This window comes from Arthrobacter sp. R3-55 (genome assembly GCF_054161505.1).
The window spans coordinates 1,377,707-1,392,324 of sequence record NZ_CP096423.1; the positions used below are offsets into that span (position 1 = coordinate 1,377,707).

A 14,618-nucleotide genomic window follows, 5' to 3' on the forward strand; every position below is an offset into this window, starting at 1 on the left:
ATGCTGATCATTGGACCTCCCGGTTCGGGCAAGGGTACGCAGGCTGAGCGGATTTCCGAGCGCCTCGGCGTAGTCGCCATCTCCACCGGCGACATCTTCCGTGCCAACGTCAAGGGCGAAACACCCTTGGGCATCGAAGCCAAGAAGTACATGGACGCAGGCGACTTCGTTCCGGACAGCGTCACGAACGATATGGTTCGTGACCGCCTGAGCCAGAGCGATGTGGAGAACGGCTTCCTCTTGGACGGCTACCCGCGCACCACTGCCCAGGTTGATTACCTGGACCAGATCCTCGCCGAAGGCCAGCAGGAGCTCGACGTCGTGCTTCAGCTGACTGCTGACGACGAAGAACTGGTGACGCGTCTCCTTGGCCGTGCCAAGGAAACCGGCCGCTCTGATGACAATGAGACCGTGATCCGTCACCGTCTTGATCTGTACCACGAGCAGACCGAGGCCGTTGTGGCCAAGTATGCCGAGCGTGGCATCCTCACGCAGGTCGATGGCATTGGCGGTATCGATGAAGTTACCGACCGTGTCCTTACAGCGATTGAGTCGGCCAAAGCGGTCTAGTTTGTTTTCCACATAGCCGGATTTCCCGGCTCTGGAGCGAAGGGTGTGTCCCGTACCATTGGTGCGGGGCACACCCTTTTCGTTTCGGGGCTGACTAGTGGGGGACCGCATGCACACTGCTTTATCCGGGCACAGCCGGATTTCGGGGCTGGAAGTCTACTTGCCGCCCACCCGGCTGGACACGGCCGCCGTCGAGCGCCGTATTGGTGAATGCAGTCCGGGCTTCCGGGTCCCGAAGGGGCTGATCGGGCGGGTCACGGGGATCCGTTCCCGAAGCGTCATGGCTGATACTGAGCAAGCGTCAGACCTTGCTGCCAACGCGGCTGCCAAAGTGATGGCTGAGTGCGGTCTCCAGGCTCCGGAAGTGGACCTTTTGATTTTCGCTTCGGCCAGCCAGGACATGGTGGAGCCGGCCACCGGGCACATGGTTTCGGCAAAGCTGGGGCTTTCATGCCCGGTGATGGACGTCAAAAATGCCTGCAACAGTTTCCTCAACGGCGTTGAAGTGGCGGACTCCTTGATCGCGACCGGACGTTATGCCCGCGTGCTGGTGGCAACAGGTGAGTCGCCGTCACGGGCGGTGCGGTGGAGGGTTCCGGATTTCGAGACTTTTGCGTCCAGTTTTCCCGGCTACACCATGAGCGACGGCGGTGCAGCCGTTTTGCTGGAGGCCGTAGACCGGGAGCCCTCGGGCCCCGAAGGAGCCGCCGGGATCCTGTCCATGGCCTTCACTGCCCGGAGCAGCCACTGGTCTGTGGGTACGCTCTCAGCGGGAGGTTCCGCTTTTCCCCGTGATCCGGAGGCCAGCTACTTCAGTATGGACGGCGAAAAGCTGAAGGACGCGTTCCTGGATCTGGGCTCTGAGATTCTTGACGAGACCCTGGAACGGCTTGACTTGTCGTGGACGGACTTCGCCGTGGTCTGTGTCCACCAAGTCAGTGCTCCATACCGGGAGATCTTTGCTGAGCGCGCAGGTGTCCCGAGTGAATTGCTGGTCCCCTCCGTGGAAGATTTTGGCAACCTGGCATCGGTCAGCCTGCCGCTCCAGCTCAAACTCGCCATGGACAGTGGCCGGTGTGGACCCGGAGACCTTGTGGCACTGGTAGGCCTGGCCGGCGGGGTGAGCCTGGGCATGGCTGTGGTGCGGCTGTGACGGCCATGAACCTACAGTCCGGGTCCGTAAGCGCGCGGTTGGCTGGGACTGGCCCCACCAGGCCGCTGTGCATCGCTGTTCCTATGCTGAATGAGGAAAAGCTGGTACGCCAGACCCTGGTGTCCCTGGCGGCCCAGGAGTTCACGGACTTCACAGTTGTGGTGGTGGATAACGGCTCCACTGATGACAGCCGAGGCATTGTGGCGGAGTTCGCAGCCGAACATCCCGGAATGGACATCCGGTTGCTGATCGAAGCGCAGAAGGGTACCGGTGCGGCCGCGGACACCGGAATGCGTTTCGGGGTGGAGCACGGCGCGGTCTGGTTGGCGCGCACCGATTCTGATTGCCTCGCAGCTCCGGACTGGACGGCCAGGATCATGGCGGCCTTCGATGACGGGCTGGAATTGATCGCCGGCCAGCTTAATCCAAGGCTGGATGAGGGGATCAGCGCCGGCGAACGGCGGATGATGTTGCTCGCGGTGGAAGTAGCCTCATTCTTTGGCCGTATCCGGCCCGGTAACAAAGGTGACGGATACTTGGGTCCTTACCAGATGCTCCCGGGCTGCAACATGGCCATCACCGCAGACATGTATGACCGCTCCGGTGGGTTCCCACGTTCCAGCATCGAGGACCTCCACGAGGACAGGGCCTTGTCCAACCGAGTGCGGAAGCTGACACGGAACTACGCCCTTCGGCGTGATGTTGTGGTGTTCGGTTCCTCCCGTCGCGTCAAGGCATGGGGTTTGAAGAACACCTTGGCCTGGTACGCAGACCACCGGTACCGTCCCGAGCACGTGGATATCCGATGACGGTGGACGCAGCCACCGCTGAGCGCTGGGAGCGGCGCATCCACCTGGGCGCCCACCCTCTGCTTTATCCCATGATCCGAGGCCTGGGGAGCATCCGGCCAGTGCTTAGGTTGCCAGGATTGGGGGTGCTGGTCAGCGAAGCGGGCCTGGTTCGCGAGGTCCTGATGGACCAACAGCGGTTTGTGAAGAACGGGCCCTCGGGATCCGGTGCTCTATGGACTCCTGTAGTGGGCCCCAAAGCCTTGGTGAACATGGATGGCGAGGAGCACAAACAGTTGCGTCAAAGGCTGGGCGATCTGTTCACCCCCCGATCCGTAGCCGGGATAGTGGAACCAGCGGCTGCTGCTTTCGAAGCACGCATCAGCGGGAAACTGGACTCTGGACGATCAGTGGACGTAGTGGACTGTGTCAAGGACCTGGCTGGGGGAGTGATCTCCCGGCTGCTGGGAGTGCCTGAGAATGCACCGGGCAGGCTTCCCAACAAGGAGCTCTTCAATCTGGGATCTTCCATTTCCTCCCTCGTCCGCCTGGGGCGCCCCACCCTGACGGTGCGCCAAATCGCCAAGGGTCGCTCCGCCGTCGGCATCCTTGCGGGACCGGCAAGGGTGGCTTATCGGGAGAGTGACCCGGGGACGTTTCCCGGCAGGCTCCGTGAACTAGGAATGACCGAGGACGAAGCGATGGGCATCATCAGTGCGTTCGTCATGGTGGGTACCGAAACCCTGGTCTCTTTCCTTCCGCGATTGGTGGCGCTTCTTAGCGACAGCGGACGGATTGGGGAACTGGCCAGCGATCGTTCTACTGTTCCAGCCGTCATCAACGAGGCCCTGCGATTCACGGTGCCATCGCCCATGATGCTCAGGGATGCGGTGGCTCCGGGATTCATTGGGGAAACCAAGGTGCACCCGGGCGACCGCGTGTTGCTTTCCACCGTCCATGCGACCAAGAGCCTGGGCAGCTTTGATCCTGACCACGCTATTCCTGCGCAGGCGCGCCAACTGTGGTTCGGCGCGGGAGCGCACTTCTGTATCGGCATGCCGTTGGCCATGGCTGAGATCAATAAGACCCTGGAGATACTGCTGGACCGGTATCTTCAACACCCCTGGACCATCGCACGTCGCCGTGTCAGTACGGGTGTTCTCATCCCGGGGTACAAGACTTTGGAACTTGCCAATGCCTGAGGAGACCATGGAATCCGTAGGCGCTGCCGATCTGATCGCCGCCGTGTATGCAGCAGCGGAACGGTACCCGGAGCATCCCGCCATCACAGCCCCTGGCAAGGTCCGCCGCATCAAGCGGCGCGGCGTGGACTCTGTGAAGCCCGGCCAGACCATCTCCTACCGTGAACTCGTGGACGGGATCGAGGCTACTGCGCGCAGCCTCCAGCGAGACGGGTTCGGCTTGGGCGAACGGATGTTGTTCTCCGTGCGGCCCAGCCCTGCAGCGTTCATCCTCGCCCTTGGCGCTGTGCGGGCGGGCGGCTCAGTGGTGTTCATTGACCCGGGGATCGGGCCTTCCCTCTTTCAGGATCGCGCGGCTCTCGCATCACCGCGATGGGCCGCTTCTGAGTCGCTTCTGTATGCGCTGAGCACCAAAAGTCCGCTTCGTCCCATCGCCAGGAACAAGGGGCTCCTCCTCCCTGATTACGGCGCCATGGACGTCCACCACTATTACTCCGGACCGTGGCTGCCCGGTGTGCCGAGGGGCGCGTCACCGGTCAGAACACTGGTAACCAGGTCCGGGGATGCCAACGATGCCAGCGATTGGGAGGGCGCTTCCTCGCAGGAAGCCGTGATCATCTTCACCTCGGGGACCACGGGTGCTCCCAAAGGAGTGGTCCACACCCGGGGATCCCTGGCCGCGGGTTTCGAGCAGCTCACTACGCGCTGCACCTTCAGGGAGGGCGACAGGGTCCACTCAGAGCAACTGATGATGGGCCTGCCCGCGCTCATTGCGGGTGCACACTGGACCATGCCCGCATACGGGTTTTCCGCCCACATCGATCCTCTTCGGCTTGCCGGCGAGCTCGGACCCGTGGCCGGCAAAAAGACAGCGTACGACGGCGCCACCCACCTTTTTCTGGTGCCGTCCCAGTTGGCACCCATCCTGGACTCGATCGAGACCGGTACGGTCAGGCTGCCTTCTTCGCTGAGGACCGTCATGCTTGGTGCCGCACCAATACTGGCACCATTTTTGAAACGGGCCACCCGCCTGCTCCCGGGCATCGACTTCAAACTGATCTACGGCATGACAGAAGCGCTGCCCGTCTCGATTGCCGATGGACACGAGAAACTGGCCTTCGCTTCGGGAGCGGAGGCTGAAATAAAGGCCCCCGACGGAAGCGGTGAAGGTGACTTCCTGGGGGAGCCGCTGCCCGCCGTCGGGATCCGGGTGGGTGAAGACCACGAACTGTTTGTTCACGGCCCCAACGTGTGCCAGGGATATCTGGGCGAAGACCCGATGGCGGAGCACGCCACGGGTGATCTGGTTCGGCTGGACCATGGCAGCGGCGGGGCGCCGCGGTTGGTGATGATCGGACGGAAGAAGGACATGATCATCCGTGGCAAGACCAACATTTACCCGGCGCTCTACGAACCGGTCATAGCCGGGATCCACGGAGTACAGCAAGCAGTGATGGTAGGTGTCAAGGATGAGCTCGGAGACGAAGCCGTATGGCTGGCCATAGTGGTTTCGCTCGGCGAGAGTGCCGCATCAGTGAAGTCACGGATTGCCCGTGAACTCCCCAAGCTCATCGACGAATCTGCCCTTCCGGACCACATTGAAGTTTTGGAGTCCATCCCGGCCGGTGGCCGGCACAGGAAACCTGACCGGGCAGCGTTGCGGCAGGAGTTCGGGTCACGGTCCCAGGGAATGGCAGCGCGGTGAGGATCGCAGTCACCGGAGCCACGGGATTCATTGGGGGAGCCGTGGCCAGCGCAGCGGAGGCACTGGGCTGGGATGTGGTCCGCTTCGCGAGGCAGCGTGGCCCCGGCCTGAGCTACTGGGATCTGACGGGCCTGCCGCCGGCTCAGCTTCCCCGCGTTGACGCGGTGGTGCACGCTGCTGCACACGTTGCCGATTGGGGTGCCCCCTCCCTCTTCCACCGGGCCAACGTTCTTGGCACCCGGGCCGTTGCCGAAGCCTTCGCCGGAACCCGCCTGGTCCACATCTCCAGTTCGAGCGTCTACCCGTGGTGGGAACCATGCGTCAACCGGGCTGAGGACGAGGTAGCCACGCGGCACCTCAGTGCTTATGGACAGAGCAAGGCGCTCGCCGACGTCGAAGCCCGCCGTCATGGCAATGCCGTGGCACTGCGGCCGCATGGCGTCTATGGGCCAGGTGACCGGACGCTGTTGCCGCGCCTGATCAGCAACATCCAACGGGGCCACCTGCTGAGCGTCGGTCATGCCCGGGTCAAACACCAACTGACGCACGTGGACAATCTGACGCGAGCCGTACTGGCCTCCTGTTGTTCGGATATCCGGGGCGCGGTCAATGTGGGGGATGCGGAGCCTGTTGGACTCGGCGGAGTGCTGCGGCAGGTTCTTGATGCCTCTGGCTTGGAGAGCATCAATATCAAGTACCTTCCGGAGCCTGCGGCTATGGCCTTGGCCGGCATATCGGAGGCTGTTTCCCGGGCGAACGGCCGGAATCCGCGACTCACCCGTTACGCGGTCAGCCAGCTGGGGCGTGAGCGAACCTATGCCCTGGAACGCCTCCGGTACGAGCTGGGAATCGAGCCAATTTCGACCACAGTCTCCAATGCGGGAAAATGGTTCAAGCACGGAGCCTGATCGGCTCCATCAGCAACACTTCCAGAGGAGAACATGGCGTTCGGTCAGCCCCGCATTGAATACAAGACCAACGAGCAGATGCGCAAAATGCAGGAGGCCGGGCTTGTCCTGAGCCGTGCACTTGACGCTGCAGTTGCGGCGGCCAAGCCGGGCGTCACCACCAAGGACCTGGACGAGGTATTTGCCGCGGTCCTCAACGACGCAGGAGCCAAGTCCAACTTCCTCGGGTATCACGGCTTCCCCGCAACCATCTGCACCTCCGTCAACGAGGAAGTGGTTCACGGGATCCCCGGAACCAAGGTCCTCAACGACGGTGACATCATCTCCATCGACGGCGGCTGCATTGTGGACGGCTGGCATTCAGACTCTGCCAGGACGGTCATCGTCGGCACTGCCGATCCCGAAGACCAGCGGCTCTCCGACGTCACTGAAGCTGCCATGTGGCGCGGCATCGCCGCTCTTGCCAACGGAAAGTTCGTCGGAGACATCGGCAACGCGATCGATGACTACGTCTCTTCCGTCCACGGCAAGCCCCTGGGCATCCTCGAAGACTACGTTGGACACGGCATTGGTTCGGAAATGCACATGGCACCGGACGTGCTCAACTACCGGACCAGCCACCGCGGACCGAAGATCCGTCCCGGACTGTGCCTCGCCATTGAACCCATGCTGGTGCGCGGCGGCATCGAAACGGCAACCCTCGACGACGACTGGACCGTAGTCACCACGGACGGCAAGCGTTCCTGCCAGTGGGAGCACTCCGTGGCCGTCCACGAAAAGGGCATCTGGGTCCTGTCCGCACCGGATGGAGGCGCCGCGCAGTTGGCGCCCCTCGGCGTCGTGCCTGTACCGATCCCCTAGTACCCGGACAAGAACACCCGGGAAAATAAGTGCGCTTCTGAAGAAAAAGAGCCGGGCTGCAGCAGCAGCCCGGCTCTTTTCATGCCCGGAGGAGGAGTCAGCCCTTCAGCTTGGGCTGCACGTCCTTGGTGTAAATGCCCTCGAGTGTCTTCTTCAGATCCGTCATGGTTGCCTGGACGTCGCCCTGCTGCGTCAGGATCTTGGCTGCAGCCTTGGCCATCTCCTGGTCCGCGCCCGGCAGGAACACGCGTGCGTTGTCCTGGACCTTGGTCACGGCGAGCTGGTCCATGGCCGTCTTGATCTGCGGTGTTGCGGCGAGGACAGCGGACATGTCCGCTGAGAGACGCGTAGGCATGTAACCGGTGGCGGCGGAGAAGGCTGCCGTGTTTTCAGGCTCGGTCATGAACTTCAGGAACGTGGCTGCAGCGAGCTGTTCCTCCTTGGTGATTCCGCTGGGGATGCCCAGACCGGCACCACCGGTGGGGCACACTCCACTGGGTACCTCAGGCCCACCCGGAAGGAATCCGACGCCCACATTGAACTTTGCCGCCTTCAGCACACCCAGCAGGGAACCGGTGGAGGAAATGGTGGATGAGGTGATGCCGGCGGCGAAGTCGTCCGCGGCTTCCTTGGAGGACACACCGGCCCACGCGTCCTTATAGATGGAATCCTGGGCCCACTGCAGCGCGGCCACTGATTCCTTCGAATCGCACGTGATATCCCAATCCTTGGACCAACTGCCACCCCAACCCCACAGGTTGTTCTGCAGGGTCCAGCCCGCGTATCCGGCAAGCGCGGGGTAGATGTAGGCGTACTGTGCGCCGGACGTGGCCTTGAGCTTCGGGGCCCACTCTGCGAATTCCTGCCAGGTGGCCGGTGCACGGTCAGGCAGGCCCGCAGCCTTGAAGTGGTCCTTGTTGTAGTAGAACAACGGGGTGGACCGGCCGTAGGGGAGGGCCCACTGCTTGTCGTCGTACTTGTAATCGTCCACCAGCGACTTCTGGAAGTCGTCAATCTTGATGTCCAGCTGTTTCACGAGGCCGTCGATGGGGATGATGCTGCCGTTGGAGAAGTACCGGAACCACCAGACATCGGAGAGGACCACCAGTGCCGGAAGTCCGGTCTTGGCTGCCTGCGACGTCTGAAACTTCTGTGCAATCTCCTCGTAGTTGGCGCCGGCCGTGACCAGGTTTACTTTGATGTCCGGGAACTTGGCGTGGAACTTCTCAATGATCGCCTTTTCCACGTCCTGAGACTTGCCCGGGTGGTTAGTCCAGAAATCGATGGAGGCGGCCGGCTTAACGCCACTGAAATCGATCCCAGCGGTGTCGACGACGCCTGCCGGGCCCGCCGTCGAAGGCCCACCGCAGGCGGCAAGTGCTGCTGCTCCGGCGCCGAGTCCGGCCAGTCCCAGGAAATGTCGGCGGTCAAGGTTGGTACGCATGGTGCTTCCTCTCAATAACTTCACTAGGGGTATTTCGATGCGATGGTGCGGAGGGAGAAAATCAGCCGGTGACGCTGCCTTGGGTCAGTCCGGCCACGATGTAGCGCTGGAGTGCTGCGAACACCAGCAGGATGGGGACGATCACCAGTACGGCTCCGGCCATGAGGATTCCCCAGCCTGCCCCGTTACCTTCAGAGTTCTGCAGCAACGTCAGGCCCACAGGCAGCGTCATGGTTTCGGGGCGGTCGGTGATGATGAGCGGCCAGATGTAGTCATTCCATTCGCTGACCACGGTCACCAATGCCACAGTGGCAATGGACGGCACAGATACCGGGACAATGATCTGCCAGAGCCTCCGCCAGTGGCCGGCGCCGTCAATTTCCGCGGCTTCCAGGATCGACGGCGGCAGCGTCAGGAAGTGTTGGCGCAGCAGGAAGGTGCCAAAGGCCGTGCCGAGGCCGGGAAGGATGATGCCCCAGAGCGTGTTTTTGCCGCCCATCCCTGCAATCAGGATGTAGTTGGGCAGGATCGACACTTGGGCCGGGACCATGAGCGCCACCAGGATCAACACGAAGATCACGTTCTTGAACGGGAAGCGCACGAAAACCAGGGCATAGGCGGTCAGGATGGCCAGAACGACCTTGATGGACGCCCCCACCACTGTGACGATCAGGCTGTTCGCGAAGAACTGCGCAAACGGGACAGTGGTCATCGCAGTGGCGTAGTTTTCCAGGTTCAAGGACTCCGGCAGGACCTTCAGATCCGTGGTGACGATCTCGCCCGGCTGCTTGAAAGAGCTCAACAGCATCCACAACAGCGGCAGGAACACCACCAATGTGGCAATGATCAACGGGACATAGCCGGTTGCCACGGTCTGGAGCAGGTTGGTGCTGGAGAAAGGACGCGGCCGATCCTGCCGGGGTGACTGCTTCTGGTTCTCCTGCTGCGCCTCCTGTTGGGAAAGCACGACGGCGGTTGGTGACGGCGCGCTCATGAGTAGTGGACCTTTCGCTCAACGAACCGCAGTTGGAGGACCGTAATGATCAGCAGGATGGCGAAGAGGATCACCGAGATCGCGGCCGAATATCCGGCCCGGTTATAGGCGCCGAACGCCTGCAGGTACGCCTCGTAGATCAACGTGCTGGTGCCATTGCCCAGCGGCGTCATGATGCGGATGAGGTCGAACGCCTGCAAGGAGCTGAGCATGGTGGTGATCAGCAGGAAGAAGGTGGTGGGAGAAAGCAGCGGCATGGAAATATCGAAGAACCGCCGCACGCTGTTCGCCCCATCAAGTGCTGCAGCTTCCATCACGTCACGTGGAAGGGACTGCAGCCCGGCGAGATACACCACGGCGCAGTAGCCCAGGTTCTTCCAGACGTACACAATGATGACCATCACCAAGGAGAGCTGGGGATCGTTGATCCACTGCGGGCTCTGTTGTCCCAGTCCTCGGAGAACCCACGCCAGGACGCCGTATCCGGGATCAAAGATGAACAGCCACACCAGGCCGACACCCACCCCGGAGAGCACGTAGGGCGCGAAGACAGCGGACCGGGCGAACGTGGTACCACGGACCTTGGAGTTCAGGGCAAGGGCTACCAGCAAGCCGAGCACCATGGAGCCGCCCACGGTCACCAGCGTAAAAATCGCCGTGGTCCCCAGGACCTTGGACGCATCCTCGCTGGTGAAAAAGGTGACGTAGTTCTGCAGCCCCACCACCGTGGCCGATGCCGAACCGAGTGTCCAGTCCAACGTGGAGTAATAGACGTTGTTAATCAGGGGCCAATACGTAAAGGTGCCGATAAGCACCAGGTTGGGCAAAGCCATGGCAAGGAAAACCAGGAAATCCTTGCGGCTGCGGCCTGACCAACGCCGCCTCACCGGACGGTGCCGGGCTGCTTCAACGGGCCGGGCGGGCTCAGGGTCCCGCCTTCCGGCAGGCGCAGTGCTGCTGTGAATCTGTCGGGTAGTCATGGGTCACTAACGTTTTCGGGCGAACGTGGGGCGCCGGCTCCCGGATCGGGGCGGCGAAGACAGGCCTAGCTCACCACATGCGAAGCGGCTGTTTGAGCCGAATTGGTGGTGTGTAGCGATAGTTGTCTTACACTTCCCAAGCTGTTTACTCGGGGTTACTCGCTTGTTCGTATTTGAGGCCCGGCTCCCACTTTCGGCCGGCGCCCCACCCCGCGTTCGACTCCCGGCAGGGGGAGAATGGAGCCATGGATTCGATCACCGATGTTGCCGGCATACGGGTTGGGCATGTTCAGAGGGTGGGGGAGGGGTGGTTGTCCGGGGTTACTGTGGTGCTGCCTCCTGCGGGGACTGTGGGGTCCGTGGATGTTCGTGGTGGGGGTCCAGGGACCCATGAGACCGACGCCCTGGATCCCACTACCCTCGTTTCCGGCGTTGATGCAGTCGTTCTGACCGGGGGCAGTGCTTTTGGGTTGGCCTCGGCTGGCGGGGCTCAGTTGTGGTGTGAGGAGCAGGGCAGGGGGTTCGCTGTTCCGGGGACCGTGGTGCCGATTGTGCCTGCGGCCGCCATCTTTGATCTCGGTCGGGGTGGTGACGTGAAGGCGCGACCCGACGCCGGCATGGGCTACCAGGCAGCCGCCGCGGCGTTCGCCTCCGGTGACCATGCCGTCGTCGAACGTGGAAACGTGGGTGCGGGGACCGGTGCGCTCATAGCGCGGGGGCAGTACAAGGGCGGGATCGGGACGTCGTCCATCACTCTCGATGGTGGTGTGGTTGTTGGCGCTATTGCTGTTGTGAATGCACTGGGATCGCCGGTCTTTGGTCCTGCCGGCCTGAAAACCGATGTGGACCCCGCCGTTTCGCCGCAGGGGCTCAACACAACGTTGGTGGTGATTGCGACCAACGCGGTGCTTGATGTGGCTGAGTGCAAGCGGACTGCTTCGGCCGGGCATGCGGGCTTGGCGCGGGCTTTGGATCCGTCCCATACCTTGGCGGACGGAGACACCGTGTTCGCTCTGGCGACCAGCGCCGTCGGGCTTGACCGCAGTACTGAACAGGCGCGGCAGGTGTCGCTGATAACGCTCCAAAGCGCCGCGGCGGAAGCCGTTCGGCTGGCAATCCTCGACGGCGTCCTGGCGGCGGACAGCGTTACGACGGGCGCAGGTGAATTCCCGGCTTTCAGGCCTTCAGGGGAGTGACGGCGGGGGTGCCTTGCGCTACCATGGACGGATTTAACTTTCCGGCCTGATTGGCGTAGAGTTATTTGTTGGTTGTCTGTGCAGCCACGCCCTTTTTAGTGTCGTGGCTCAAGAGAGCCAAGCAAACAAAAAACGTCCGCTGGATCTTCGGTGCCTACTGAAGGACGGCGGCAAACAACAGTTAGCGGAGGATATGGCCAAGAAGGACGGGGTCATTGAGATCGAGGGCGTTGTGACTGAGGCGCTGCCCAATGCGATGTTTCGTGTTGAGCTCACCAATAAGCACGTCGTTCTCGCACACATCTCTGGGAAGATGCGACAGCACTACATTCGAATCCTCCCCGAGGACCGGGTAGTGGTTGAGCTGAGCCCATACGACCTCACACGTGGTCGTATCGTCTACCGCTACAAGTAAATTGCTGGGCGGCCTGGCAATAGTGCCTAAGCCGCTCCAGCAGATCAACTGCAAAACACGCAAAGGAACGCCATGAAGGTCAAGCCGAGCGTCAAGCAGATCTGCGACAAGTGCAAAGTGATCCGCCGTAACGGCCGGGTCATGGTGATCTGCGAGAACCCGCGCCACAAGCAGCGCCAGGGCTAATTCCCCTTCCGGGAATCAGCGCCCGCAAGGGCAAACCTGGGTTGCTAGCCCACGCAAGTAAATAAAGGCAGCACAAGCTGTGCCAGGACTGCATTTCAGAGCCTGGTCAGCGAACCCCCGGTCGGAGGCTGGGGCCACACGGAACGTGTGGGTGTACTGCCTACGACCTCCGGTTTATTCAAGGAGTACCGCCACTATGGCTCGTCTCGCTGGCGTAGACATTCCCCGCGAAAAGCGGTTGGAAATTGCGCTTACTTACATCTACGGCGTGGGCAAGACCCGTGCACACGAAACCCTGGCTGCCACCGGCATCAGCGCTGACGTTCGCGTCAAGGACCTGACTGACGCCGAGCTGGTCCAGCTGCGTGACTACATTGAAGGCAACTACAAGGTTGAGGGTGACCTTCGCCGCGAGGTAGCCGCTGACATCCGCCGCAAGGTAGAAATCGGCAGCTACGAAGGCCTGCGCCACCGCAAGGGCCTGCCCGTACGCGGACAGCGTACGAAGACCAACGCTCGTACCCGCAAGGGCCCGAAGCGCACCGTCGCCGGCAAGAAGAAGGCCGGACGTTAATCCCTCGGGATTGACCTGGTTTTCCCCCGATAACTTTCTGTAGGAGAAACAATGCCCCCGAAGACTCGTGGAGCGGTTCGTAAGCCGCGTCGCAAGGATAAGAAGAATATTGCGCTTGGCCAGGCGCACATCAAGAGCACCTTTAACAACACCATCGTGTCCATCACGGACCCGAACGGTGCTGTCATCTCATGGGCTTCCGCCGGTGAGGTTGGCTTCAAGGGCTCCCGTAAGTCCACCCCGTTCGCTGCCCAGATGGCTGCCGAAGCTGCTGCAAAGCGCGCTCAGGAGCACGGTCTGCGCAAGGTTGACGTATTCGTCAAGGGCCCGGGATCCGGACGCGAAACCGCAATCCGTTCGCTTCAGGCCGCTGGCCTCGAGGTTGGCTCCATCCAGGACGTCACCCCCAGCGCCCACAACGGTTGCCGCCCGCCGAAGCGCCGCCGCGTCTAATTAGGTCTTCCCTGCCTGACCGGCCGGGCCTGCTATGGAGTGTTTCGACGCTCCATCAGCATGGCCCGGCTGGTCAGGCTGGAAACCGAAGCCGATTTCCACCACCTGTGTTGCGTCATATAGCGGATGCTCGCCGAAAGGAAACCTAAGTGCTCATTGCACAGCGCCCCACCCTGTCTGAAGAAGTTGTATCCGAGAACCGCTCCCGTTTCATCATTGAACCGCTGGAGCCGGGCTTCGGCTACACCCTCGGAAACTCCCTCCGCCGTACCCTGCTCTCCTCCATCCCCGGTGCCGCTGTAACCAGCATCCGGATCGATGGCGTGCTGCACGAGTTCACCACGGTTCCGGGTGTCAAGGAAGATGTCACCGAGATCATCCTGAACATCAAGAACCTTTCGGTTTCCTCCGAGCACGATGAGCCGGTTGTTGCGTACCTGCGCAAGCAGGGCCCCGGAGTCGTCACCGCCGCGGACATCGCTCCGCCGGCCGGCGTCGAATTCCACAACCCGGATCTGCACATTGCCACACTGAACTCGAAGGGCAAGTTCGAACTCGAACTGACCATCGAGCGCGGCCGTGGCTACGTTTCGGCAGCTCAGAACAAGTCCGGCGACTCCGAGATCGGCCGTATTCCGGTTGACTCGATCTACTCGCCGGTCATGAAGGTAACTTTCCGCGTGGAAGCTACCCGTGTTGAGCAGCGCACCGACTTCGACAAGCTCATTGTCGACGTCGAGACCAAGCAGGCAATCGCTCCGCGCGATGCTGTTGCTTCCGCAGGCACCACCCTGGTGGAACTGTTCGGTCTGGCTCGTGAGCTGAACACCGCAGCTGAAGGTATCGAGATTGGCCCGTCGCCGACGGACGCTGCCCTGGCAGCTGACATGGCTCTGCCGATCGAGGATCTGGACCTCACCGTCCGTTCCTACAACTGCCTCAAGCGTGAGGGCATCCACACCGTGGGTGAACTCGTTGCCCGCTCCGAGGCTGACCTGATGGACATTCGTAACTTCGGTGCGAAGTCCATTGACGAGGTCAAGGCAAAGCTCGTCGAACTGGGTCTGTCCCTCAAGGACTCCCCTCCCGGTTTCGATCTCGCAGCCCGCGCCGCAGCCATCGAAGAGGACGACGCCGCGTTCAGCGACGACGAGCTCTAAACAGCAGATCTTGGCCGCCGGGTCCAGCA

General features: G+C 61.9%; 16 protein-coding genes. 13 read left to right on the plus strand and 3 right to left on the minus strand.

The features are described from left to right. The 7 genes from M1D51_RS06485 to map all read left to right on the plus strand — a co-directional run bounded on the left by M1D51_RS06485 (nucleotide 1) and on the right by map (nucleotide 7,187). On the plus strand, nucleotides 1-570 hold the full coding sequence (locus tag M1D51_RS06485; RefSeq protein ID WP_172324492.1) for an adenylate kinase: 570 nt from the start codon (nucleotides 1-3) through the stop codon (nucleotides 568-570). A 109-nt stretch (nucleotides 571-679) separates the two neighbouring features. Beyond that, nucleotides 680-1,723 (plus strand): 3-oxoacyl-ACP synthase III family protein, encoded by a 1,044-nt coding sequence (locus M1D51_RS06490; protein WP_458108966.1) that lies wholly within the window; start codon nucleotides 680-682, stop codon nucleotides 1,721-1,723. Between the two features lie 83 nt (nucleotides 1,724-1,806). Next, nucleotides 1,807-2,532: a glycosyltransferase gene (locus M1D51_RS06495; RefSeq protein WP_458108967.1), complete on the plus strand. Its 726-nt coding sequence runs from the start codon at nucleotides 1,807-1,809 to the stop codon at nucleotides 2,530-2,532. Then, a complete protein-coding gene (locus M1D51_RS06500) occupies nucleotides 2,529-3,713 on the plus strand; it encodes a cytochrome P450 (protein WP_458108968.1) in 1,185 nt (394 codons plus the stop codon). The genes M1D51_RS06495 and M1D51_RS06500 overlap by 4 nt, the downstream gene beginning before the upstream one ends. Further along, complete coding sequence (locus M1D51_RS06505) at nucleotides 3,706-5,418, plus strand: class I adenylate-forming enzyme family protein (RefSeq protein ID WP_458108969.1); 1,713 nt, start codon at nucleotides 3,706-3,708, stop codon at nucleotides 5,416-5,418. Before M1D51_RS06500 ends, M1D51_RS06505 begins: the two co-directional genes overlap by 8 nt. Further along, nucleotides 5,415-6,326, plus strand: a complete 912-nt coding sequence (locus M1D51_RS06510; RefSeq protein WP_458108970.1) for an NAD-dependent epimerase/dehydratase family protein — start codon at nucleotides 5,415-5,417, stop codon at nucleotides 6,324-6,326. The genes M1D51_RS06505 and M1D51_RS06510 overlap by 4 nt, the downstream gene beginning before the upstream one ends. A gap of 33 nt (nucleotides 6,327-6,359) precedes the next feature. Then, a complete protein-coding gene (gene map, locus M1D51_RS06515) occupies nucleotides 6,360-7,187 on the plus strand; it encodes a type I methionyl aminopeptidase (RefSeq protein WP_172324485.1) in 828 nt (275 codons plus the stop codon). Between the two features lie 97 nt (nucleotides 7,188-7,284). Here map and M1D51_RS06520 read toward each other — a convergent pair whose 3' ends face one another. The 3 genes from M1D51_RS06520 to M1D51_RS06530 all read right to left on the minus strand — a co-directional run bounded on the left by M1D51_RS06520 (nucleotide 7,285) and on the right by M1D51_RS06530 (nucleotide 10,605). After that, complete coding sequence (locus tag M1D51_RS06520) at nucleotides 7,285-8,631, minus strand: ABC transporter substrate-binding protein (RefSeq protein WP_458108971.1); 1,347 nt, start codon at nucleotides 8,629-8,631, stop codon at nucleotides 7,285-7,287. Nucleotides 8,632-8,692: 61 nt separating this feature from the next. After that, nucleotides 8,693-9,625, minus strand: coding sequence for a carbohydrate ABC transporter permease (locus M1D51_RS06525; protein WP_458108972.1), 933 nt, complete (start codon nucleotides 9,623-9,625; stop codon nucleotides 8,693-8,695). Continuing rightward, on the minus strand, nucleotides 9,622-10,605 hold the full coding sequence (locus M1D51_RS06530) for a carbohydrate ABC transporter permease (RefSeq protein WP_458108973.1): 984 nt from the start codon (nucleotides 10,603-10,605) through the stop codon (nucleotides 9,622-9,624). Before M1D51_RS06530 ends, M1D51_RS06525 begins: the two co-directional genes overlap by 4 nt. 245 nt (nucleotides 10,606-10,850) lie before the next feature. Here M1D51_RS06530 and M1D51_RS06535 point away from each other — a divergent pair, with 245 nt between their 5' ends. From M1D51_RS06535 to M1D51_RS06560, 6 genes are all read left to right on the plus strand, one after another. Further along, a complete protein-coding gene (locus M1D51_RS06535) occupies nucleotides 10,851-11,801 on the plus strand; it encodes a P1 family peptidase (protein WP_458108974.1) in 951 nt (316 codons plus the stop codon). 193 nt (nucleotides 11,802-11,994) lie between these two features. Then, on the plus strand, nucleotides 11,995-12,216 hold the full coding sequence (gene infA, locus M1D51_RS06540; protein ID WP_011775571.1) for a translation initiation factor IF-1: 222 nt from the start codon (nucleotides 11,995-11,997) through the stop codon (nucleotides 12,214-12,216). Nucleotides 12,217-12,288: 72 nt separating this feature from the next. Beyond that, the gene (gene rpmJ, locus M1D51_RS06545) at nucleotides 12,289-12,402 is read left to right on the plus strand and encodes a 50S ribosomal protein L36 (protein ID WP_011775570.1); all 114 of its coding nucleotides are present in this window, start codon (nucleotides 12,289-12,291) and stop codon (nucleotides 12,400-12,402) included. Nucleotides 12,403-12,598: 196 nt separating this feature from the next. Then, nucleotides 12,599-12,976 (plus strand): 30S ribosomal protein S13, encoded by a 378-nt coding sequence (gene rpsM / locus M1D51_RS06550; RefSeq protein ID WP_011775569.1) that lies wholly within the window; start codon nucleotides 12,599-12,601, stop codon nucleotides 12,974-12,976. 51 nt (nucleotides 12,977-13,027) lie between these two features. Further along, nucleotides 13,028-13,429 (plus strand): 30S ribosomal protein S11, encoded by a 402-nt coding sequence (gene rpsK, locus M1D51_RS06555; protein WP_014922380.1) that lies wholly within the window; start codon nucleotides 13,028-13,030, stop codon nucleotides 13,427-13,429. 149 nt (nucleotides 13,430-13,578) lie between these two features. Next, a complete protein-coding gene (locus M1D51_RS06560; protein ID WP_011775567.1) occupies nucleotides 13,579-14,589 on the plus strand; it encodes a DNA-directed RNA polymerase subunit alpha in 1,011 nt (336 codons plus the stop codon). Nucleotides 14,590-14,618: the final 29 nt, after the last annotated feature.